Raw genomic sequence first — 21,024 nt, forward strand, 5'->3', positions numbered from 1 at the left:
GACGGGTAACTGCCCGGCCACAGATTGCCGGGCAGTTACCCCACTCGACCCCCACGCCCTGTAAATTTCAGGCCATGCCCCGTGGACGCCACCGCAATCCCGAACCCCTGCACCGGCTGCTCACGCCGACGACCGTGGCCGGAGTCTCCGTCGCCAGTGCGGCCGCGGCCTGGCTGCTCGCGGAACCCGTGCCACTGCGCCTGCTCGTGGCCCTCGCGGCGGGAGCGGGCGTGGCCGGCGCCGTCGTCATGCGCGCCTGGGACCGCTCGGCCGGGCGCCGCGTCGCGGAACTCGCACGCGAACGCGTCAAGGACGAGTGGAAGACCGAGGAGCGGATAGCCGAGCTGGAGTCCGACCTCGAAGAGGCCCGGGCCCTGCGCGCCAAGCTCGACGCGAAGCTGCGCGCCAAGCGGGTCGAACTCGCGGGGCTGCGCGGTGAGCACGCCGCGCTGCTGCGCCGGTACGCGACCGCCGAGACCGAACGGGCCAGCGCCCTGGAGGGCCGTCGGCTGCTCGCCATCGAGGCCTCCGCGGCCCCGGCGGCGGCGAAGGAGCTCCCGCCGGTGTCCGAGGAGCGCACGTCGAGCGGCGCGCCGACCAGCGTCGGCTACGCCCGGGCCCACGCGGCCCTGGCGGCCCTCGTCCGCAAGGCGGAGCCGGAGCCGGAGCCGGAGCCGGCCCGGCCGAAGGTGCTGGAGGGCAAGGGCGCCGAGCCCAGGGCGCTGGAGCCCGGTTCGCCGGCCGGCGACCCGCAGACCCGTACGGGCGCCGGTGCGGGCGCCCCGGCAGCGGTCCCGGCGCGCCGGCCGGCCGCGGCGGTGGCGCCGTACTCGGCCGCGCGCCGCTCGGCGTCCCGGGTCGAGGGCGGCTTCGACTTCTTCGGCACGAAGAACGCGGCCCAGGCTCGTGCCGCGATCGAATCCGTGCAGAACGAGGACCTGGCCGACGTGGTCGGCGCGGAGGCCCTCGCGGTGCACAAGGCGGAGTCGGCCCGGGCCGCCGCCGAGCAGCCGGTCAAGGAGCAGGGCTTCAAGCCGGCCACTCCCGAACAGCGCGCGGTGGGCCAGGTCATCGACCTGACGGCCCACGACGAGACCGAGCCGATCGACGTCGTCCGCCTGCGCACCGCCATCTCCTAGCGGCGCCGCCGGCAACGCCGGTTTCTCCGCCGGCCGGGCCGCCGGTCAAGCCGCGTACGAGCCCACCAGTCGGGCCGGGTGGCGCCCCGCCAGCGGGAGCGGGGTCGGCCGCCGACTCGGGCGCCGACACCGGGATCCTCGCCGTCCACGCCGAGCTGTACCGGCGTGGGGTCGGGGCCGGCTTCGGGGACGACAGCAGCACGCGGCTGATCGGGCTGCTGGGGGCCGGGCCGGCGGCCTCCGGGGGCGGCTGCGTCGGCGGCCGGGTACGGCGGACCACCCGGTCGTACTCGGGCTCAGAACAGCGGCAGCTGCCCCGGCAGCTCCGGCAGCACGAAGCCGGCCAGTGTGGGCGCCGACGCCCCGAGCACCACCCGTGCCCGGGATCCGGGGCAGGAGACCAGGTCACCGCGGCCGCGCCCGGTGGGCGGGTCGTGGCGGGCGATCCGGCCGGCGGTCACGGCGCAGTCGCGGCCGCATGCGGGACAGGCCCGTCGGGGGGAGTGGGACATGCCCCAAGTCTGCACTCCCGCACCGACATCGGCACCGACAGCGGCCCCGGCACCCGACAGCGGCCCCGGCACCCGCTTCGCCCCCGGCACCCGCTTCGGCCCCGGCTCCGCTTCAGCTCCCGGCCGCAGCCACCTCGGCTCCGGCGCCCACCTCCGCCGTCCGGCCGGCCAGCCACACCGCGTGCGCCGCGCACACCCGATCCCACAGCGCCGACCGGTCCTGCGCCGTCAGATCGTCGAGTTCGCGCTCGAAGAGCCCGCCGATCACCGCCCAGAACTCCCCGGGCGTGTCCAGGACCCGCTCGCTCGTCCCCTTCACCGGGTCGATCCGGCTCAGCACCCGCCCGCGCAGGGTGTCGACGCCGTCCGCATCGCGCCGCAGCAGGGCGAGGGTCCGTACGAAGCCCGAGTCCGGCGCGCTCGACAGCCGGACGTGCGTGGCCTCGAAGTCGGCCGTGGTCGCCGGCGCAGAGAGGATGTTGACCACCGGGCAGGGGGCCGCCTCGTTGACGTACCTCCAGCCGGTCCCGTCCCCCTCCAGCGGGCCCAGTTCGTACGTGAACGCCCCCTGCCGGTGCGTTCCGGCGCGCAGCGGCAGCGGCTCGTACGGGCCGTCGCCGAGCCCGGCGTCGACGAAGTACTCCTTGCCGTCGACCCGGACCGTCAGCGCGAGGTGGTCGCCGCTGACGTCGCGGCGCTCGCGGTCCGCCGCGCCGAGGACGCCCGCCAGGTGCCGGGTCACCGCGAAGCCGAGGTGTTCCAGGAGCTGCGCGAAGGCGCCGTTGAGGTGGAAGCAGTACCCGCCGCGTCCGGCCGCGAAGCGGCGTACGGACAGCTCGGGGTCGATGCCGGGCGGCCGGCCGAGCTGGATGTCGAGGTTCTCGTACGGTATGCGTTCGAGATGGGCGCGCTGGAGCGCGAAGAGCGCCTCCGCGGTGGGCCGGGGCGGCCGGGGGAAGCCGAGGCGTCGCAGGTAGCCGTCGTACATGCCTGGGGTCATTCCCGCACCCTAGGCACAAACGCCCGGCACAATCGCGGGAGTTCCCGCGACTTGTCACTTGTCGATATCGCCCACGACGAAGAACAGCGAGCCCAGGATCGCCACCATGTCCGCGACCAGCTGCCCCGGCAGCAGCACCGCCAGCGCCTGGATGTTGTTGTAGGAGGCGGAGCGCAGCTTCAGCCGGTACGGGGTCTTCTCGCCCTTGGAGACCAGGTAGTAGCCGTTGATGCCGAGCGGGTTCTCCGTCCAGGCGTACGTGGCCCCCTCGGGCGCCTTCAGCACCTTCGGGAGGCGCTGGTTGATCGGCCCGGGCGGCAGTTCGGCCATCCGGTCCAGGCAGGCCACGGCCAGGTCGAGCGCGTTGTGGGTCTGCTCCAGCAGGCACTCGAAGCGGGCCAGGCAGTCGCCCTCGGTGCGGGTGACCACCTTCAGGACGTCCTGGAGCTCCCCGTACGCCAGGTACGGCTCGTCGCGGCGCAGGTCGAAGTCGACGCCGGAGGCGCGGGCGATCGGCCCGGAGACCCCGTACGCGTGCACCGCCTCGGCCGACAGCACGCCCACCCCGCGGGTGCGGCCGCGGAAGATCTCGTTGCCGTGGACCAGCTTGTCGTAGACGTCCATGCGGGTGCGGACGTCGGCGATCGCGGCGCGCGCCCGGCCCAGCCAGCCGGCCGGAAGGTCCTCCTTGAGGCCGCCGACCCGGTTGAACATGTAGTGCATGCGGCCGCCGGAGATCTCCTCCATGACGGCCTGGAGCTCCTCGCGCTCACGGAACGCGTGGAAGATCGGGGTGATCCCGCCCAGTTCGAGGGGGTACGAGCCGAGGAACATCAGGTGGTTCAGCACCCGGTTCAGCTCGGCGAGCAGGGTCCGCATCCACACGGCCCGCTCGGGGACCTCCATGCCGAGCATCCGCTCGACGGCCATGACCACGCCGAGTTCGTTGGAGAACGCGGACAGCCAGTCGTGGCGGTTCGCGAGCATCACGATCTGCCGGTAGTCGCGCGCCTCGAAGAGCTTCTCGGCGCCGCGGTGCATGTAGCCGACGACCGGCTCGGCGCTGACGATCCGCTCGCCGTCCAGGACGAGGCGCAGGCGCAGCACGCCGTGCGTGGAAGGGTGCTGGGGTCCGATGTTGAGCACCATGTCGGTGCTCTCCGCCGCTCCGCCGATGCCGACCGTGGTCTCCGTCATGGCCGCATTCTCGCAGCCCTACGCTGAACCCATGGAAACGGGGACGACGGGTGAGACGAGCCGACCCGAGTGGGTGGGGCTGCCGGGCGGGCTGCTGACCCTGCGGCGGCTGCTGCTGGTGATCTGGACGGTGCCGCTCGCCGTGGGGACGGCGCTGCTGCTGGGGCTGACGGCCGGCCCGGCATGGGCGGCCACGGGGGTGTTCTGGCTGGCCGTCCTGGCCTGGGGCTGGGTGCTGCTGGGCCGCAACTGGCGGTCCTGGCGGTACGCCGAGCGCGCTGACGACCTGCTGATCAGCCGCGGGGTGCTGTGGCGGGAGCAGACCGTGGTCCCGTACGGGCGGATGCAGCTGGTCGAGGTGACCTCGGGGCCGCTGGAGCGGCGCTTCGGGCTGGCCTCCGTACAGCTGCACACGGCGGCCGCGGCCTCGGACGCCAAGATTCCGGGACTGGTCCCGGCCGAGGCGGAGCGGCTGCGGGACCGGCTGACGGAGCTCGGCGAGGCAAGGTCGGCGGGCTTGTGACCGCCGAATCCGAATCCGGAGCCGAGGCCGCAGCCGCAGCCGTGCCCGTGCCCGCAGCCGCAGCCGCAGTCGCTGCCGTGTCCGCAGCCGGGCTCGCGCCCGGCGCCGAGCGCCGGCTGCACCTGCTCACCCCGCTGCGCCGGGCGTGGGTGCCGATCGCCGCGACCGTCGGCGTCGTCGTCAAACAGGGCGACGAGGTCGAGCAGTGGGCGAGCGGGCTGTCCACGACCCTGCGGACGCTGACGCTGGCCGGGCTGGTCGTGGTGTTCGGCCTGTACGGGTTCCTGAGCTGGTGGTTCACCCACTACGCGGTGACCGACACCGAACTGCGCATCCGCAGCGGGCTGCTGTTCCGGCGCACCGCCCACATCCGGCTCGACCGGATCCAGGCGATCGACGTGACCCGGCCGCTGCTGGCCCGGGTGGCCGGGGTCGCCAAGCTGCGGATCGACGTGATCGGCACCGAGGACAAGGACGAGCTGGCCTTCCTCGACGAGCGGGACGCCGTCGCGCTGCGCGCCGAGCTGCTGGCCCGGGCGGCCGGGTTCGCCCCGGCCGAGGCCGTCACGCTCGGCGAGGCCCCGCAGCAGGAGCTGCTGCGCGTCCGGCCCGCCGATCTGGTGGTGTCGCTGCTGCTCACCCTCTCGGTGTGGGCGGCGCTCGCCGTCGGGCTGATCGCCCCCGTCGCCGTGTGGTGGTTCAGCGGCAACCCCTGGGCGACGATCGCGACCCTGCTGCCCATGCTGGGCGGGGTCTGGTCGGGTACGGCCGGCCGGTTCCTCACCGAGTTCGACTGGCGGGTCGCCGAATCCCCCGACGGGCTGCGGCTGGACCACGGGCTGCTGGACCGGGCCCACGAGACCGTGCCGCCGGGGCGGGTGCAGACCGTACGGATCGTGGAGCCGCTGCTGTGGCGGCGCCGGGGCTGGGTGCGCGTCGAGCTGGCGGTGGCCGGCTCGAAGAACGGGGTCCTGGTCCCGGTGGCCTCGCGGGCCGCCGCCCAGGCGCTCGTCGCCCGGGTGCTGCCGGGAGTGGACCTGGCCGGCCTCGCCTTCGGCCGGTCCCCGAAGGCCGGGTCGCGGTGGGTGCTCCCGGTGTGGTGGAGGGGCTACGCCCTGGCCGTCTCCCCGGACGTGTTCGCCGCCCGCAAGGGGCTGCTGTGCCGCCGTACGGAGATCGTCCCGCACGCCAAGGTGCAGAGCGTCCGGCTCACGCAGGGCCCGTGGGAGCGTGCCCGGGGCCTCGCCGACGTCCACGTGGACACGGGAGCCAACGCTACGGTCACGGCCCGCCTGCGCCCGGCGGCCGAGGCCGCCGACCTGCTGGACGCCCAGGCGGCCCGCTCCCGCACCTCCCGCGCGGACGCCCGCCCGGACCGCTGGATGACCTGACCCGCGGCGTGGCGGCCCGGCGGGCCGGGGAGAGGGGCAGACCGTCGTGGTGCCCGCCCGACTGGCCCGGGGAGGGGCACCGGGCGCCGGACACCGGACGCCGAGGGCCCCCGGTCCGCGCTGCCGGCAGCCGCTACGCGCCGCCGGCGCGGACCAGGCCCGTCTCGTACGCGAGGACGACGACCTGGACGCGGTCGCGCAGGTTCAGCTTGGTCAGGATGCGGCCCACGTGCGTCTTCACCGTCGCCTCCGACAGGACCAGGCGGCCGGCGATCTCGCCGTTGGAGAGGCCCTGGGCGACCAGCAGCATGACTTCGCGCTCGCGTTCCGTCAGCCGCTCGACGTCCTTGTTCTGGGGCTCCTGCGTGTTCGTCGGCAGCATCGGCGCGAAGCGGTCCAGCAGGCGCCGGGTCGTGGACGGGGCCACCACCGCGTCACCGCTGTGCACCGAGCGGATCGCGGCCAGCAGCTCCGCCGGCGGCACGTCCTTCAGCATGAACCCGCTCGCACCCGCCTTCAGACCCGAGAAGGCGTACTCGTCCAGGTCGAAGGTGGTCAGGATGATCACGTCGGGGTGCTCGTCCCGCTCGCAGATGCGGCGCGTGGCCTCGACCCCGTCGAGCTTCGGCATCCGGACGTCCATCAGCACCACGTCCACCTTCGTGGACCGCAGCACCTCCAGCGCCTCCAGGCCGTCGCCGGCCTCGGCGACGACCTCCATGTCCGGCTGGGCCGCGAGCACCATGCGGAAGCCCGTGCGCAGCAGTACCTGGTCGTCGACCAGCATCACTCGGATGGACATCAGTTACCTCGACCTCGTCATTTCTTCTTGAGCGGGAGCAGTGCGCTGATCCGGAAGCCTCCGCCGGGACGCGGGCCCGCGTCCAGGGTGCCTCCGACCATGCCGATCCGCTCGCGCATGCCGATCAGCCCGTGCCCGGCGCCGTCGGCGCCGCCGTCCTCGTACAGCTCGTGGGCCGCCCCCCGGCCGTCGTCCTCGATCAGCAGGCCGAGCCCGTCGTCGAAGTAGACCAGCCGGACGCTCGCCTTGGCGTCGGGGCCGCCGTGCTTGCGGGTGTTCGTCAGCGCCTCCTGCACGATCCGGTACGCGGTGAGCTCGACGCCCGTGGGCAGCCGGCGCGGTGCCCCCTCGACCTCGAAGTCCACCGTGAGCCCGGCCGCCCGTACCTGTTCGACCAGGACCTCGATCTGCTCCACGTCGGGCTGGGGCACGTAGTCCTCGGCCTCCTGCGGCTCCCCGGTGCGCAGCACGCCGAGCAGCCGGCGCATTTCGGCCAGGGCCTGGCGGCCGGTGCCGGAGATGGTCTGGAGGGCCTCCTTGGCCTGTTCCGGGGCCACGTCCATCACGTACGCGGCGCCGTCGGCCTGGACCACCATCACCGAGACGTTGTGCGCGACGACGTCGTGCAGCTCGCGGGCGATCCGGGCGCGCTCGGCGGCGACGGCCACCTTGGCCTGGGCCGCGCGCTCCTTCTCCAGCCGCTGGTTCCGCTCGACGAGCTGGGCGTAGTAGGCGCGGCGGGTGCGCAGGGAGTCGCCGAGCACCCAGGCGAGGGCGAAGGGGACGATCGCGAAGAGCGTGAACAGGATGTTGGCGGTGGTGTCGCCCTTGTCGACGCGGAAGCGCAGCGCGTAGAGGGGCGCGGAGACCAGTCCGACGGCGAGCGCCGTACGGGAGATGCGGCGCGAGACCTCCGCGGACGCCGCCACCGTGTACAGGATGATCAGCATCGCGAAGTCGGCGTTCTGGATCTCGGTGCCCGTGGCCAGCTGGTAGACGCCGGTGCCGACGGCGAGCCAGAACATCGGCTGCGTCCACTTGCGGCGCAGTGCCACGACGACGCCCATCGCCAGCACCGAGGGAACGGCGATCAGGCGCGCGGCGGTGCTGCTGAAACTGTCGTCGGCGACTTGCAGCAGTCCGAGCCCGACCAGGAGGACAGCCCAGAAGCTGTCGACGCCCGTCGGGTGTCTGCGGAGGAAGTCGTAGAGGCGCTGCACGTAACCCAGAGTAGGCAACGGAGATAGGTGCTGGAGTCAACCACAGGTGCGATCCGTGTGACGGAGGCGTACTCCCCAAGGTGGAGGGCGAGCTTAACCTTTCGGGGATGAGGACCCAGGGAGAAGTCGCGGACACGATTCCGGTTCCGGTTCGGTGGCGTACGGCGATGCAGGCCGCGCTGTACGGACCGGACGGGTTCTACGTGCGCCCGGGCGGGCCGGGACCCGCCGGGCACTTCCGCACCTCCGTGCACGCCTCGCCGCTGTTCGCGGGGGCGGTGGCCCGCCTGCTGCGGTGGGTGGACGCGGAACTCGGGCATCCGCCGGGGCTGGACCTGGTCGACGTCGGGGCCGGCCGGGGGGAGCTGCTGGCCGGGGTGCTGGCCGCGCTCCCGGCGCAGGACGCGGCGCGGGTACGCCCGTACGCGGTGGAGCGGGCGGCCCGGCCGGACGGACTCGATCCGCGCATCCGGTGGGTCGCCGAACCGCCCGAGGGGACCACGGGCCTGCTGTTCGCCAACGAGTGGCTGGACAACGTACCCCTGGAGATCGCGGAGGACGGCCGCTACGTGCTGGTGGCCCCGGACGGGACGGAGAGCCCCGGCCCGGCGGTGGACGGCGCGGACCGGGCGTGGCTGGAGCGGTGGTGGCCGGGGACGGGCCGCGCCGAGATCGGGCGGGCGCGCGACGAGGCCTGGGCGGGGGCCGTGGCCACGCTCGGCCGGGGGCTGGCGGTGGCCGTGGACTACGCCCACACCCTGGCCGAGGGGCGGCCGCCGTACGGGACGCTGACCGGGTTCCGATGCGGTCGGGAGGTCACGCCCGTCCCGGACGGGAGTTGCGACGTGACGGCGCACGTGGCGCTGGACGCGTGCGCATTGCCCGGGGCGGTGCTGGTTCCGCAGCGCGAGGCGCTGGGCCTTCTCGGGGTCTCGGGGGCTCGCCCCCCGCTGGCGATGGCCTCCGCGGACCCCGCGGGGTACGTCCGGGCGCTGGCCTCGGCCGGCGAGGCGGCGGAACTCACCGCCCGCGGCGGCCTCGGTGACTTCGGCTGGCTGATCCAGCCGGTCGGTGTCGCGGGCTGGCCCGGTTGACCGTGCGCCGCTGCGCGGGGCCTGCCCCCACCCCGCCCCTTCCCGGAACCGGGGGGGGCAGAGCCCCCGGACCCAGCCCCCGGACCCCCCGGACCCCCCGGGTCCTCACGCGCCGGACGGCTGGGAAGTCCGGCCCCGCCGGCGATCGAGGCACGGAGAAGGGGCGGGGCGGGGAGGGGGCCCCGCGCAGCGGAAGCCGTTACTGCACGGTGTCGTGGTCGTGGCCCGGGCGCAGACCGCCGCCCGTCGCGCCGCCCGTGGTCGGCTTCGAGGCGACCGGCTGCGACAGCGGGGCCAGGTCGAACGCGTAGTGGCCGACCGCGTTCGCGATGACGTCGACGTTGATGTCGAGCGCCTTCTGGTTGATGTTGGTGATGTCGTCGCCCTTGCCGTGGTAGTTCACGTCGTACGCGACACCCGCCTGGCCGCCGAACTTCGCGGCCTGCGCCGCCGTCTTGATGCCCTCGGCGCCCGTGTCCGTACCGCCGGACGGGATGCCCGCCTCGATGAACGGGCCGTAGTCCGAGCGGCCCGTGAAGTCCGAGCCCTCGTGCGGGATCTTCTGCGCGTCGAGGAAGTCGGTGATGCCCTTCTCCAGCTGCGCCGAGCCCTCCGGGCCGGGGCCCGAGCCGACGTGGTCGGAGTCGTCGCCGTCGTAGACGAAGTACGCGGCGTTCGGTGAGGCGATCATGTCGAAGTTCAGGTACAGCTTGATCTGCTTCTTCTGGGCGTCCGTCAGTCCGTTGACGTACGCCTCGGAGCCGAGCAGCCCGAACTCCTCCGCCGACCACCAGGCGAACTTGACCTTGTTCTTGATCTTGTTCTGGCTGCTCGCGAGGCGCTGCGCGACCTGGAGGATGCCGGCCGATCCGGACCCGTTGTCGTTGATGCCGGGGCCGGCCGAGACCGAGTCGAGGTGCGAGCCGAGGAAGACGGTGTTGTTCTCGTCGCCGCCCCGCGTCTCCGCGACGACGTTGTACGTCTTGCGGTTCTCGCGGAACTCGCGGATGTCGAGGGTGACCTCGACCGGGCCGGCCGCCGCCTCGGCGGCGAGCCGCTCGCCCTCCGCCTGGGTGACGCCGCCGGTGGGGACCTTGCCCGCGTCCGCCGCGCCGAGGGTGCCGTTGAGGGCGCCCGCGGTGTTGTTGTAGATGATCGCGCCGACCGCGCCGGCCGCCGCCGCATTGGCCTGCTTGGCCGCGAAGGTGCAGCCGCCGCGCTTGACGAGCGCGATCTTGCCGGTGAAGGCGCCCGCGGCGAAGTCGCCCGGCTCGCATCCGTTCGTACCGTCCGCGTCCACGGGGGCGACGGCTACCGGCGCCGTCACGCCGCCCTCCGGGCCGCTCGCCGTGTAGGTCATCAGCTTGATCGGGACGTCGCGGCCGCCCGCGCCGCCCACCTTCAGCGTCTCGGCGATCGTCTCGACGTACACGAAGTCGAACTCGTTCTTCGAGACCTCGTAGCCGGCCGCGCGCATCACGGCCTCGACGTACTGGGCGGACTGCACGTGGCCCTTGGAGCCGGCCACGCGGGTGCCCTTGTTGTAGTCGGCGATGGCCTGGAAGACCTTCAGGTGGTTGTTGGCGCCTTTGCCGGTCGCGTCCTTGACCAGCTTCCTGGCCAGTGCGTCGCCCCGTGCGGCATCGCTCTGCGGGCTGCCGGTGGCACCGGCCGGCCCGGCGAGCACGAGCGGGGAGACGAGGGCCGCGGCGGCCAGGGAGGCGGTTGCTGCGGCTATACGGCGTGAGGGCATGAAGATCCTTCCACGACAAGTACGAGCAGACACACGGACGGAGGCGGTGCACGGTACGTGGGGGAGCGGTGGACGCACGGTATAGACCATGGGGCCGGTCTGGCCAGAGGTTTCACTGTTTCCGGTTGACGAAATCCGCATATCGGTACGGTCAGCGCAGGATGCCCTCGATGAACTCCGAGCCGATCCGGGCGACCACTCCCAGGTCCAACTGGTGCTGGACGTACCGTCCTTGGCGCCGGGTGTGCAGCAGGCCGGCCTTCTTCATCGCCGACAGGTGCCGCGACACCTCAGGCGCCGTGATGCCGTGTACGGTCGCCAACTCGCTCGTCGTGTACGGGGCGCGGGCCAGGCTGCGGCACAGCATCATCCGCATCGGGTGCGCCAGCGCCTCCATCCGCCGCTGGAGCAGCTCCACCGAGCCCGGCTCGGGCAGTTCGGGGGAGCGCAGCGGATAGTGGACCACCGGCATCCAGCCGGGCGCGTGCAGGACCAGCAGGTGCGGCCAGCCGAAGTTCGTCGGGACGAAGACCAGGCCGGGGCCCATCTGCGGATCGGTCGCCGTGGCCGAGCCGTGGACCATCTTGTCGACGGTGATGGTGGTGGCGGCCTGGTCGACGCTCAGTGCCCTCGACACCTCCTGGAGCGTCGATGCCAGCCCCTTGCGGCGCAGCATCTCGGTCTTGTGCCGCGCGTCGGCGCTCTGCCCCGGCTCTATCCGGCGCCAGGTCTCCGCGAAGAACGCCTCGTCGCAGTCCTCCAACAGCCGCCGCAGCCACACCCGTACGGAGGCCGTGTCGTCCAGCAGCCGCAGCGAGAAGTCCAGCTGCCGGGGGCCGCGGGCGGCGGCCGTCTCCAGCGCCTTGGTCCGGGCCCGCGGGTCCTTCAGCGGGGAGGGGCCGCCGCCCTCGTTGTAGAGCGCCAGCCAGCAGTGCTCCAGGGCGGCCATCACGAACCGGTCGTCGTCCATCCGGTCGAGTACGTCGAGCTCCTCGGCCAGCGTCGCGGCGGGCAGGCCGCTGCCGCCGGGGATGGCGGCGAAGGCCATGAAGATGTCCGAGAAGGAGCTGCGCCACATGAACTCGCCCTCCAGCAGCCGGTCCGCGAGGCAGGGGTCCAGCGCGGCCGAGGTGGCGGTGGTCCAGGAGGCGAGGCCGGGGTGGTGCGCGGGCTGCGACAGCGAGTGCAGCGCCATGCAGAGCTCGGAGAGCGGGGAGGGCGCGAAGCGGATGCGGTCCGCGGGGAGCCCGGCGATGTCGATGGTGACGCTCATCGGCCCATTCTGACCCGTCGGAGGTCTGTGACCAGGCCAGACACGGATCGATTGACGAGGAGCGTCAATCGTCGTGCGGGGTGGGCCGAGCGGGTTCAGGGTGGATGCATGACAGCGATAGAGCAGTACCTCATCGACACCTGGCGGGCCTCCCAGCAGGGCGCCCCGATGCCCCCGCCGCCGGGCCGGGACGACGTCGCCGTGCTGCGCTCGGCCCGTACGTACGCGCAGTTCCAGGCCGTCGTCGACGGCAGAGGGGCCCGCCACCCCTGGTGGGCGGCCCTGTGCCGGCACGCGGCCGGAAGGACGTGATGCGGACCGGTCAGCGGTCTTCGGGGTGGAAGTCGATCTCGTACGCGATCTCGGAGCGGCGGTCGGCGACCACGATGTCGGCGGTCTCCACGGCCCGGCCGTCCGTCGCGTAGTACGTCCGTTCGATAGCGGTGATCAGGTCGCCGACGCTGATGCCGAGCAGATTGGCCTGCCGCTGGTTCGCGCGCGCCGGGCGGGGGACCTCCAGCGCCGAGGCGACCAGCACGCCGATGGAGCGCATCCGCTCGATGACCCCGGCGCCCTTGAACGGGCCCGCCTCCGGCAGGACGACCGGGGTGCCGTCCGTGACCGCCATCGGCTCCCAGGACTCGCAGATCTCCACCGGCCGGCCCTCGGCCAGGAACTCGTACGTGGTGAACACGCACGGGTCGCCCGCGGGGACCGCGAGCCGCTCCGCGATCCGCTCGGGTGCCGGCGTACGGGCCGTGGAGTGCGATTCCCACGTCAAGCCCGAACCGCCCGAACCGCCCGGACCGGCCCGGCGGCGGCGCCGGGAGCGGACCGTGCGCAGCCGTTCGCGCGGCTCGCACAGGTACGTGCCCGAGCCCGCGCGGCCCTCCAGCAGGCCCTCGATGATCAGCAGCTCCAGCGCGCGCTGCGTGACGCTCTGCCCGACGCCGTACTCCCGGGCGAACCGGGCCCGCGACGGCAGCTTCGCGCCGACGGGCCACTCCTCGGCCCGGATCCGGGCGCGCAGCGCGTCCGCGACCTTCAAGTACGCCGTATCACGGGCCATATGAGCCGTCCTGTGCCTGTCGACGAGTTGGGCTCAAGCTAATTCATCAGGTCGAACCCGAGTCTTCAGAACGGCGAGGAGTGAGAGGCCGCGCAGCCCGCCCGCCCCCCGGCAACCGTGCGGGCGGGGCGGGGCGAGCGGCATGCATGCGGCAGGCCGGCAGGCAGGAGGGCTGCGCGGCCTCAGTCGAAGTTCGGCGCGTTGCGCTCGTACACCAGGCGCAGCCCGATCAGCGTCAGCCACGGCTCGTGGTCGTCGATGACGGAGGACTCGCCGAGGACGATCGGGGCGAGCCCGCCCGTCGCGATGACCCGTACGTCGGACGGCTGGCCGGTCGGGCCCGCCAGCTCGCGGGCCATCCGGTTCACGATCCCGTCGACCTGGCCCGCGAAACCGTAGACCACGCCCGACTGCATGGCCTCGACCGTGGACTTGCCGATCACGTTGCGCGGCCGCGCCAGCTCGATCTTGCGGAGCTGGGCGCCCCGTACGCCGAGGGCCTCCATCGAGATCTCGATGCCCGGGGAGATCACCCCGCCCACGTACTCGCCCTTCGTGGACACCGCGTCGAAGGTGGTAGCCGTACCGAAGTCGACCACGATCGCCGGGCCGCCGTAGAGCTCGACGGCGGCGACCGCGTTGATGATGCGGTCCGCGCCGACCTCCTTCGGGTTGTCCATCAGGATCGGCACGCCCGTCTTGATGCCGGGCTCCACGAGCACCGCGGGGACGTCGCCGTAGTAGCGGCGGGTCACCTCGCGCAGCTCGTGCAGCACCGACGGCACGGTCGAGCAGATCGCGATGCCGTGGATGCCGTCGCCCAGCTCGCTGCCGAGCATCGGGTGCATGCCCATCAGACCCTGCATCAGCACGGCCATCTCGTCGGCCGTGCGCCGCGGGTCGGTCGAGATCCGCCAGTGCTCGACGATCTCGTCACCGTCGAACAGGCCGAGCACGGTGTGGGTGTTGCCGACGTCGATGGTCAGCAGCATTACCGCTCCTCGCGCAGGTCCAGCCCGATGTCCATGATCGGGGACGAGTGCGTGAGCCCGCCGACCGCCAGGTAGTCCACGCCCGTCTCCGCGTACGCGCGGGCGTTGGCCAGCGTGAGCCGGCCGGAGGACTCCAGCACCGCGCGGCCGGCGACCAGCGCGACGGCCTCCTCGGTCTCGATCGGCGTGAAGTTGTCCAGCAGGATCAGGTCGGCGCCCGCGTCCAGGGCCTCGCGGACCTGGTGCAGGGTGTCCACCTCGACCTCGATCGGCAGGTCGGGGAACTGCTCGCGGACGGCCTTGAACGCCTCCGCGACACCGCCCGCCGCGATCACGTGGTTGTCCTTGACCAGTGCCGCGTCCGACAGCGACATCCGGTGGTTGACGCCGCCGCCGCAGCGCACTGCGTACTTCTCCAGGGAGCGCAGGCCCGGCGTGGTCTTGCGGGTGTCACGGACCTTCGCCCCGGTGCCCTGCAGCTCGTCGGCCCACGTACGGGTCGCCGTCGCGATGCCCGACATCAGGCAGAGCAGGTTCAGCGCGCTGCGCTCACCGGTCAGCAGGTCCCGGGTGCGGGCCCTGACCGTCAGCAGCACCTGGCCGGGCTTCACCCGGTCGCCGTCCTCGACGTGCCGCTCGACCTCGAACTCGTCCTCGCAGACGACGGACAGGACGGCCTCGGCGACGCGCAGGCCGGCGACCGTGCCCGCCTCGCGGGCGGTGAAGTCGGCGTGCGCGACGGCGTCCTCGGGGACGGTCGCCACCGTGGTCACGTCCACCCCGCCGTCAAGGTCCTCGGAGATCGCCATGTGGGCGATGTCCTCGACCTCGATCGGGTCCAGGCCCGCGTCGGCCAGCAGCTGGGCCAGCGCCGGGTCCAGGCCGGACTCCTCGCCGTCGCCGCAGCCGCAGTCGTCGCCGCAGCCGCCCGCGGACTCGTCGAGGAGCGGCAGCTCCGCGTGCTCGTGCTCGTGGTCGTGCGTTTCGGGGGTGCTCACGATGACTGCTCCTGGCTCAGGGGGTGCTGTACGGACGGAAAGCCCGCGGAGTCGGTGGGGATGACGACCAGGGCCCGCTTTTCGGTGGCGGACAGCCGGACGACGAGGTGGCGGCGCCAGGCGGCGTCGTCGCGGTCGGGGTGGTCCTCGCGCCAGTGGCAGCCGCGGGTCTCCTCGCGGCGCAGGGCGGCGGCGACCAGCACGCGGGCCACGCACAGCAGGTTCGTGGCCTCCCAGGTCTCGGTGCCGGGCACGGCGGTCTTGCCGTCCGTCTCCAGCGCCGTGAGGGCGGTCGCGTACAGGTCCTCCAGGGCGGCGGCCGCCGTGCGCAGGGACTCGGCCGAGCGGAGCACGCCCGCGCCTGCCGTCATGATGCGCTGGATCTCGTACCGCGCCCCGGCGGGCTGGAGCGGCCCGGTCGCGGGGACCGGGATGCCCGGGCCGTTGCCCGCGGGCGCCCGGCCGATGATGTCGTCGGCGATCCGCTCGGCGAAGACCAGGCCCTCCAACAGGGAGTTGGACGCGAGCCGGTTCGCGCCGTGCACGCCGGTGCAGGCCACCTCGCCGCACGCGTACAGCCCGGGGACGGTCGTCCGGCCGTGCAGGTCGGTCCGTACGCCGCCGGAGGCGTAGTGCGCGGCGGGCGCGACCGGGATCGGCTCGGTCACCGGGTCGATGCCGTGGGAGCGGCAGGCGGCCAGGATGGTCGGGAAGCGCTGCTCCCACATCTGCGCGCCGAAGTGGCGGGCGTCCAGGTACATGTGCTGCGCGCCCTGCTCCTGCATGCGGCGCGTGATGCCCTTGGCCACGATGTCGCGCGGGGCCAGCTCGGCCAGCTCGTGCTGTCCGAGCATGAAGCGGACGCCGTCGCCGTCGACCAGGTGGGCGCCCTCGCCGCGGACCGCCTCCGACACCAGCGGCTGCTGGCCCTCGGCGTCCGGGCCGAGGAACAGCACGGTGGGGTGGAACTGGACGAACTCCAGGTCGGAGACCTCGGCCCCGGCCCGCAGGGCCAGCGCGACCCCGTCGCCGGTGGACACCGACGGGTTGGTGGTGGCCGAGAAGACCTGGCCCATGCCGCCGGTCGCGAGGATCACGGCGGGCGCGTGGACGGCGCCGACGCCGTCGTGCTGGCCCTCGCCCATGACGTGCAGGGTGACACCGGCCGTACGGCCCTCGGCGTCCTGGAGCAGGTCCAGTACGAGCGCGTTCTCGACCGTCTCGATGCCGGCCGCCTGCACGGCTTCGACCAGCGCCCGGGAGATCTCGGCGCCGGTGGCATCGCCGCCCGCGTGCGCGATCCGGCGGCGGTGGTGGCCGCCCTCACGGGTCAGCTCTATCTCGCCGGTCTCGGCGGAGGTGTCGAAGACCGCCCCGGTGGCGATGAGCCGGCGCACGGCGTCCGGTCCCTCGGTGACGAGGAGCCGCACCGCGGCCCCGTCGCACAGTCCGGCGCCCGCGACGAGCGTGTCGTCCAGGTGCTGCCCGGGAGTGTCGCCGTCGCCGAGGGCCGCGGCGATCCCGCCCTGCGCCCAGCGCGTGGAGCCGTCGTCGAGGCGGGCCTTGGTGACCACGACCGTACGGCGGCCCGCGGCGGCGCAGCGCAGTGCGGCCGTCAGGCCGGCGACGCCGGAGCCGACGACGACGACGTCCGCGTCGACGGCCCAGCCGGGGGCGGGGGCGTGCAGCCGTATGCCGGTACCGGCGGTGGCTGTGCCTGGGGTGCTCACGTGTGTGCTCCGAACTCCAATGGGATGTTGTCGATCAGCCGGGTCGTCCCCACCTTCGCGGCGACGGCCAGCACGGCCTGCCCGGTGAAGTCGGGGCCGACATCGGTGAAGTCCTGCGGATCCACCAGGGCCAGGTAGTCCAGCAGCAGCGGCGGATCCTGCCGGGCCGCCTCCTCCAGGACGTGCCGGGCGGCGGCCCGTACGGCGTCCGGGAGGCCGGTGCCCGCGGCGGACACGGCGTGTGCGTCGGCGGCCGACCGGATCTCGCCGAGCCGGGCCAGGGCGGTGGCCCGCTCGTCGCTGGCCGGAGACGCCTCGGCGCGGGCCCGCAGCGCGGCCTGCGCGGCGAGCCGGTCCTGCCCGGCGAACAGGGCGCGGGACAGGGCCAGGGCGGTGCGCCGCTCTCGGTCGGAGAGGTACCGGTTGCGGGAGGACAGCGCGAGCCCGTCCTCCTCGCGGACGGTCGGTACGCCGACCACCTTCGCGGGGAAGTTCAGGTCGGTGACCATCCGTCGGATCAGGGCCAGCTGCTGCGCGTCCTTCTGGCCGAAGAGGGCCAGGTCGGGACGGGTGAGGTGGAGCAGCTTGGCGACGACGGTCAGCATGCCGTCGAAGTGGCCGGGCCGGGTGGCCCCTTCGAGGCGCTCGCCCATCGGGCCGGCGCTGACCCGCACCTGGGGGGCGCCGCCGGGGTAGACCTCGTCGACCGCCGGGGCGAACACCGCATCGGCGCCGGCCGCCCGGGCGATCTCCAGGTCGGCGTCGAGGGTGCGGGGGTAGCGGTCGAGGTCCTCGTTGGCCCCGAACTGCAGCGGGTTCACGAAGACGGTGACCACGACCTGGCCCGCGGGCCCGGCCTGCTCGCGGGCCGTGCGGATCAAGGTGGCGTGGCCCTCGTGGAGGGCGCCCATGGTCATCACGACGGCGCGCGGGCCCTCGGCGGTGCGCGGGAGCTTGTGCAGTTCCTCCGCGGTGTCGATCAGCAGCAGGTCGTGGTTCACCGGCGGTCGTCCCCTTCGGTGCCGTTGACGCGGTCCGCGCCGTCGGCGAGCACCCCGAGCAGGTCCTCGGCGAGTTCGGGCTTCAGGAGGCCGTGCGCGAGGGCCCGGTCGGCGGTGGTGCGGGCCATCGCCAGGTACCCGGCGACCGTGCTGGGGGCGTGCTTGCGCAGCTCCGAGACGTGGGCGGCGACGGTGCCGGCGTCACCGCGGGCCACCGGGCCGGTCAGCGCGGCGTCACCGGAGCGCAGGGCGTTGTCGAGGGCCGCGCCGAGCAGCGGGCCGAGCATCCGGTCGGGGTGCTCGACCCCGGCCTTGTGCAGCAGCTCCATGGCCTGGGCGACCAGGGTGACCAAGTGGTTCGCGCCGAGTGCGAGGGCCGCGTGGTAGAGCGGACGGTTCTCCTCCGCGATCCACTCGGGCTCCCCGCCCATCTCGATCACCAGGGCCTCGGCCGCGAGCCGCAGCTCCTCGGGAGCCGTGACGCCGAACGAGCAGCCGGCGAGCCGCTGTACGTCGACCTCGGTGCCGGTGAAGGTCATCGCCGGGTGCAGGGCCAGCGGGAGCGCGCCCGCGCGCCGGGCCGGGGCCAGCACGGCGGTCCCGTACCGCCCGGAGGTGTGGACGAGGAGCTGGCCCGGCCGGACCGCGCCGGTTTCGGCGAGCCCCTCGACGAGCGACGGCAGCGCGTCGTCGGGCACGGTCAGCAGGACCAGGTCGGCCAGCTCCAGCACCTGCGCGGGCGGTACGAGCGGCACGTCGGGCAGCATCCGCGCGGCGCGCCGGCGGGAGGCGTCGGAGACGCCGGAGACGGCGACCGGCCGGTGTCCGGCCTGCTGGAGTGCGCGGGCCAGCGCGGGGCCGACCCGACCGGCGCCGACGACGCCGACGGTGAGCCGGGCCGGGCGCGGTTGCTGGGATGAATTCACGCGGGGAGGGCCTTCCGTTCCAGTCCGCGGGGGGTACCGGACGATACGTCGCCATGCTAGCCCCTGGGCGTGTTGGCCGGTCGGCGATGATCGGGGGCATGACTGCTGACGACGATCTGACGAAGAGGCTGGTGGCGGCGGGGCGCAGCGCCGAGCGGAGGCTCAGCGGCAGCCCGCGCGAGGCGACGGTCGGCGAGCTGCTGTCGGGTCTGGCGGCGCCGGATCCCGACGAGCCGGCCGACGTGTACGGGGACGGCGTGGTGACCCGGCTGGAGCGGCGGGTGGCGGAGCTCCTGGGCACGGAGGACGCGGCGTTCTTCCCGTCCGGGACGATGGCCCAGCAGATCGCGCTGCGCTGCTGGGCCGGCCGGACCGGGAACCAGGTGGTCGCGCTGCACCCGATGAGCCACCCGGAGGTGTGGGAGGGCGGTGCGCTGTCGCTGGTCTCGGGCCTGCGGACGGTGCACCCGACGACGGACCCGCGCCAGCCGACGGCCGAGGACGTCGCGGACCTGCCGGAGCCGTTCGGGACGCTGATGCTGGAGCTGCCGCTGCGGGAGGCCGGATTCCTCCTCCCCTCCTGGGAGGAGCTGGAGGCCGTGGTCGACGCGGCCCGAGACCGGGACGCGGTCGTCCACTTCGACGGGGCCCGGCTGTGGGAGTCGACGGTGCACTTCGGGCGGCCGTTGCCGGAGATCGCGGGGCTCGCGGACTCGGTGTACGTCTCGTTCTACAAGTCGCTCGGCGGCCTCAGCGGCGCGGCCCTGGCGGGCTCCTCGTCCCTGGTCTCGGAGGCGAGGGTCTGGCGCCACCGGTACGGCGGCCAGATCTTCCACCAGTTCCCGCAGGCCCTGTCGGCGCTGGCGGGCCTGGACCGGGAGCTGCCGCGCCTGCCGTCGTACGTGGAGCGGGCCCGCGTCGTGGCGGCGGCGCTGGCCGAGGCCCTGGCCGACGGTCCGGCCCCCTGGTTCCGGATCAACCCGGAGGTCCCGCACACGCACCAGTTCCAGGTGTGGCTGCCGTACGGGGCCGACCGGCTGACGGAGGCGGGCGTCCGCCTGGCGGAGGAGACAGGCACGGTCCTCTTCCGCAGGTGGTCCCCGACGGTGGTCCCGGGCGTGTCGATGACGGAAGTCACGGTCACGCAGCCGGGCCTCACCTGGACCGCGGAAGACGTCCGCGAGGCCACCCGGGCCTTCACGGCCCGCCTCTGAGGCGGGCCCGCCCCGCGCTTCCGGGCCCCGCCGGGCACGGTGCGGACCCGGCGTCGTCCGGGCGCAGGAGTGCGGGGCGGGGCCCCCGGCGGCGGTGCCGCAGATGCACGAACGGTCCCGCCAGTTCAACGACGACGCACCGAATTCCGCCGAAGTCGTCGGTCCGGCGCCCCGACGGAGTTACCTTCCCTTCCACGGGAAGCAACGGAGCCGTCCCCCGAGGAGAGACACCATGACCGCTCACCCCGCCTGGCAGAAGTCCACGTACTGCGGCGAAGGAGACGCCTGCGTCTACGTCTCCGCGGCCCCCGGACACCTCGTCCGTGTCGCTGACCGGGCCGACCCCGCGCACCTGGTTCTGGCCACCACCCAGGCCGCCTGGGCCGACTTCCTTGACGCAGTCAAGGCGCAGGGGTAGGGCCCGCCCCGGCCCGTCGCTCGGCGGACGCGCCCGGAATCACGCCCCTCAGGGGATTTTGTCCGATTAGCGCGTATCTTCGGCCCATGCCCACGCCCTACGGATCCCGCGGCGGCATGGCGTTCAGCGCCGCCGAGCTGCACGTGCTCAGGCGAACGCTCGCCCACGCCCTCCAGTCCTCCACGGCCCCCCTGACGACCTCCGAGGTCCAGGACTGCCTGCGCCTCGCGCAGTCGGTGGACGAAGCGGTCCAGGAGGCGGGGCGGCTGAGAGAGTTCCTCCTCGCCGACCTCGCCCGCTACCGCGGCGCCCTGCCCGGCAGCCTCTCCGGCTACCTGGAGCTGCTCCAGGACGCCCTGGCGGCGGGGTACGAGCCCGCGCCCGACGACCTCGCGGCACTGCGCGCGCTACGGGCCAACCCGGTCGCGGCGGCCCTGCTGGAACGCTGCCAGGCCATCGCCGAGCGCTCCGTGCGGCGGCGGTTCTCGACCGCGCCCGCGCCCCGGACGCGCCTGTTCGCCCTGGCGGGCGGGAAGGACGGCAAGGAGGACAAGGGCGCGAAGGACGCCAAGGGTGAGAAGGGTGAGAAGGGCGGCAAGGGCGGCAAGGAGGAGCCCGCCCGTCCCGCGCCGACCCCCAAGGAGCCCAAGGACCCCGAGCGGCCCGCCGAACGCCCGTCCGAGCGGCCCATTCCGACGCCCGGCGAGGTGTTCCCGCCGCGCCGCAAGCCCACCCCGCCCCCGGCGGCCGGGCTCGCCGCCGGGTAGCTACG

At 73.7% G+C, this 21,024-nt stretch carries 21 protein-coding genes; 8 read left to right on the forward strand and 13 right to left on the reverse strand.

What is annotated here, in order from left to right:
• The first annotated feature begins 74 nt into the window (after positions 1–74).
• Positions 75–1,139 (forward strand): hypothetical protein, encoded by a 1,065-nt coding sequence (locus OHA65_RS21170; protein ID WP_405762290.1) that lies wholly within the window; start codon positions 75–77, stop codon positions 1,137–1,139.
• A 296-nt stretch (positions 1,140–1,435) separates the two neighbouring features.
• Here OHA65_RS21170 and OHA65_RS21175 read toward each other — a convergent pair whose 3' ends face one another.
• The 3 genes from OHA65_RS21175 to OHA65_RS21185 form a co-directional block, all read right to left on the reverse strand.
• Complete coding sequence (locus OHA65_RS21175; protein ID WP_328763329.1) at positions 1,436–1,651, reverse strand: hypothetical protein; 216 nt, start codon at positions 1,649–1,651, stop codon at positions 1,436–1,438.
• A 112-nt stretch (positions 1,652–1,763) separates the two neighbouring features.
• Positions 1,764–2,651 carry an arylamine N-acetyltransferase gene (locus OHA65_RS21180; RefSeq protein WP_327284680.1) on the reverse strand — a complete coding sequence of 296 codons (888 nt, stop codon included), beginning with the start codon at positions 2,649–2,651 and terminating at the stop codon, positions 1,764–1,766.
• Positions 2,652–2,705: 54 nt separating this feature from the next.
• Positions 2,706–3,848 (reverse strand): NADH-quinone oxidoreductase subunit D, encoded by a 1,143-nt coding sequence (locus tag OHA65_RS21185; protein ID WP_327284681.1) that lies wholly within the window; start codon positions 3,846–3,848, stop codon positions 2,706–2,708.
• A gap of 31 nt (positions 3,849–3,879) precedes the next feature.
• Between OHA65_RS21185 and OHA65_RS21190 the strand changes: the two genes are divergently transcribed.
• Together OHA65_RS21190 and OHA65_RS21195 are read left to right on the forward strand one after the other, a co-directional pair.
• The gene (locus OHA65_RS21190) at positions 3,880–4,371 is read left to right on the forward strand and encodes a PH domain-containing protein (protein ID WP_327284682.1); all 492 of its coding nucleotides are present in this window, start codon (positions 3,880–3,882) and stop codon (positions 4,369–4,371) included.
• 47 nt (positions 4,372–4,418) lie between these two features.
• Complete coding sequence (locus tag OHA65_RS21195) at positions 4,419–5,762, forward strand: PH domain-containing protein (protein ID WP_405763424.1); 1,344 nt, start codon at positions 4,419–4,421, stop codon at positions 5,760–5,762.
• A 133-nt stretch (positions 5,763–5,895) separates the two neighbouring features.
• On the opposite strand, the gene OHA65_RS21200 is transcribed toward OHA65_RS21195, so the two are convergent.
• Positions 5,896–6,564 carry a response regulator transcription factor gene (locus tag OHA65_RS21200; protein WP_327284683.1) on the reverse strand — a complete coding sequence of 223 codons (669 nt, stop codon included), beginning with the start codon at positions 6,562–6,564 and terminating at the stop codon, positions 5,896–5,898.
• 17 nt (positions 6,565–6,581) lie between these two features.
• Positions 6,582–7,784, reverse strand: a complete 1,203-nt coding sequence (locus OHA65_RS21205; RefSeq protein ID WP_327284684.1) for a sensor histidine kinase — start codon at positions 7,782–7,784, stop codon at positions 6,582–6,584.
• 107 nt (positions 7,785–7,891) lie between these two features.
• On the opposite strand from OHA65_RS21205, the gene OHA65_RS21210 reads away from it, so the two are divergent.
• Complete coding sequence (locus tag OHA65_RS21210) at positions 7,892–8,878, forward strand: SAM-dependent methyltransferase (RefSeq protein WP_327284685.1); 987 nt, start codon at positions 7,892–7,894, stop codon at positions 8,876–8,878.
• A gap of 199 nt (positions 8,879–9,077) precedes the next feature.
• Here the strand turns inward: OHA65_RS21210 and OHA65_RS21215 are convergent, their stop codons facing one another.
• Together OHA65_RS21215 and OHA65_RS21220 are read right to left on the reverse strand one after the other, a co-directional pair.
• Complete coding sequence (locus tag OHA65_RS21215; protein ID WP_327284686.1) at positions 9,078–10,631, reverse strand: M28 family metallopeptidase; 1,554 nt, start codon at positions 10,629–10,631, stop codon at positions 9,078–9,080.
• A 151-nt stretch (positions 10,632–10,782) separates the two neighbouring features.
• Complete coding sequence (locus OHA65_RS21220) at positions 10,783–11,904, reverse strand: DUF5937 family protein (RefSeq protein WP_327284688.1); 1,122 nt, start codon at positions 11,902–11,904, stop codon at positions 10,783–10,785.
• A 108-nt stretch (positions 11,905–12,012) separates the two neighbouring features.
• On the opposite strand from OHA65_RS21220, the gene OHA65_RS21225 reads away from it, so the two are divergent.
• A complete protein-coding gene (locus OHA65_RS21225; protein ID WP_405762292.1) occupies positions 12,013–12,216 on the forward strand; it encodes a hypothetical protein in 204 nt (67 codons plus the stop codon).
• Between the two features lie 10 nt (positions 12,217–12,226).
• Here the strand turns inward: OHA65_RS21225 and OHA65_RS21230 are convergent, their stop codons facing one another.
• The 6 genes from OHA65_RS21230 to OHA65_RS21255 all read right to left on the reverse strand — a co-directional run bounded on the left by OHA65_RS21230 (position 12,227) and on the right by OHA65_RS21255 (position 18,620).
• Entirely contained in the window at positions 12,227–12,973 is a 747-nt protein-coding gene (locus OHA65_RS21230; RefSeq protein ID WP_327284690.1) for a GntR family transcriptional regulator, read from the reverse strand.
• A gap of 182 nt (positions 12,974–13,155) precedes the next feature.
• Entirely contained in the window at positions 13,156–13,965 is an 810-nt protein-coding gene (locus OHA65_RS21235; RefSeq protein ID WP_327284692.1) for a type III pantothenate kinase, read from the reverse strand.
• A complete protein-coding gene (gene nadC / locus OHA65_RS21240) occupies positions 13,965–14,963 on the reverse strand; it encodes a carboxylating nicotinate-nucleotide diphosphorylase (protein WP_327284693.1) in 999 nt (332 codons plus the stop codon). The genes OHA65_RS21235 and nadC overlap by 1 nt, the downstream gene beginning before the upstream one ends.
• Positions 14,960–16,693, reverse strand: a complete 1,734-nt coding sequence (locus OHA65_RS21245; protein ID WP_327284694.1) for an L-aspartate oxidase — start codon at positions 16,691–16,693, stop codon at positions 14,960–14,962. The genes nadC and OHA65_RS21245 overlap by 4 nt, the downstream gene beginning before the upstream one ends.
• Positions 16,690–17,694: a pantoate--beta-alanine ligase gene (gene panC / locus OHA65_RS21250; RefSeq protein WP_327284695.1), complete on the reverse strand. Its 1,005-nt coding sequence runs from the start codon at positions 17,692–17,694 to the stop codon at positions 16,690–16,692. The genes OHA65_RS21245 and panC overlap by 4 nt, the downstream gene beginning before the upstream one ends.
• Positions 17,691–18,620, reverse strand: a complete 930-nt coding sequence (locus OHA65_RS21255; protein WP_328763333.1) for a DUF2520 domain-containing protein — start codon at positions 18,618–18,620, stop codon at positions 17,691–17,693. The genes panC and OHA65_RS21255 overlap by 4 nt, the downstream gene beginning before the upstream one ends.
• 98 nt (positions 18,621–18,718) lie before the next feature.
• On the opposite strand from OHA65_RS21255, the gene OHA65_RS21260 reads away from it, so the two are divergent.
• The 3 genes from OHA65_RS21260 (at position 18,719) to OHA65_RS21270 (ending at position 21,019) form a co-directional block, all read left to right on the forward strand.
• Positions 18,719–19,834: a beta-eliminating lyase-related protein gene (locus OHA65_RS21260; protein WP_327284697.1), complete on the forward strand. Its 1,116-nt coding sequence runs from the start codon at positions 18,719–18,721 to the stop codon at positions 19,832–19,834.
• Between the two features lie 232 nt (positions 19,835–20,066).
• A complete protein-coding gene (locus OHA65_RS21265) occupies positions 20,067–20,252 on the forward strand; it encodes a DUF397 domain-containing protein (protein WP_327284698.1) in 186 nt (61 codons plus the stop codon).
• A gap of 86 nt (positions 20,253–20,338) precedes the next feature.
• Positions 20,339–21,019 (forward strand): hypothetical protein, encoded by a 681-nt coding sequence (locus OHA65_RS21270; RefSeq protein WP_328763334.1) that lies wholly within the window; start codon positions 20,339–20,341, stop codon positions 21,017–21,019.
• The last annotated feature ends 5 nt before the right edge of the window (positions 21,020–21,024 follow it).

The sequence above is a fragment of the Streptomyces sp. NBC_00045 genome (genome assembly GCF_045041095.1).
In the GTDB taxonomy this organism is placed as follows: Bacteria; Actinomycetota; Actinomycetes; order Streptomycetales; family Streptomycetaceae; genus Streptomyces.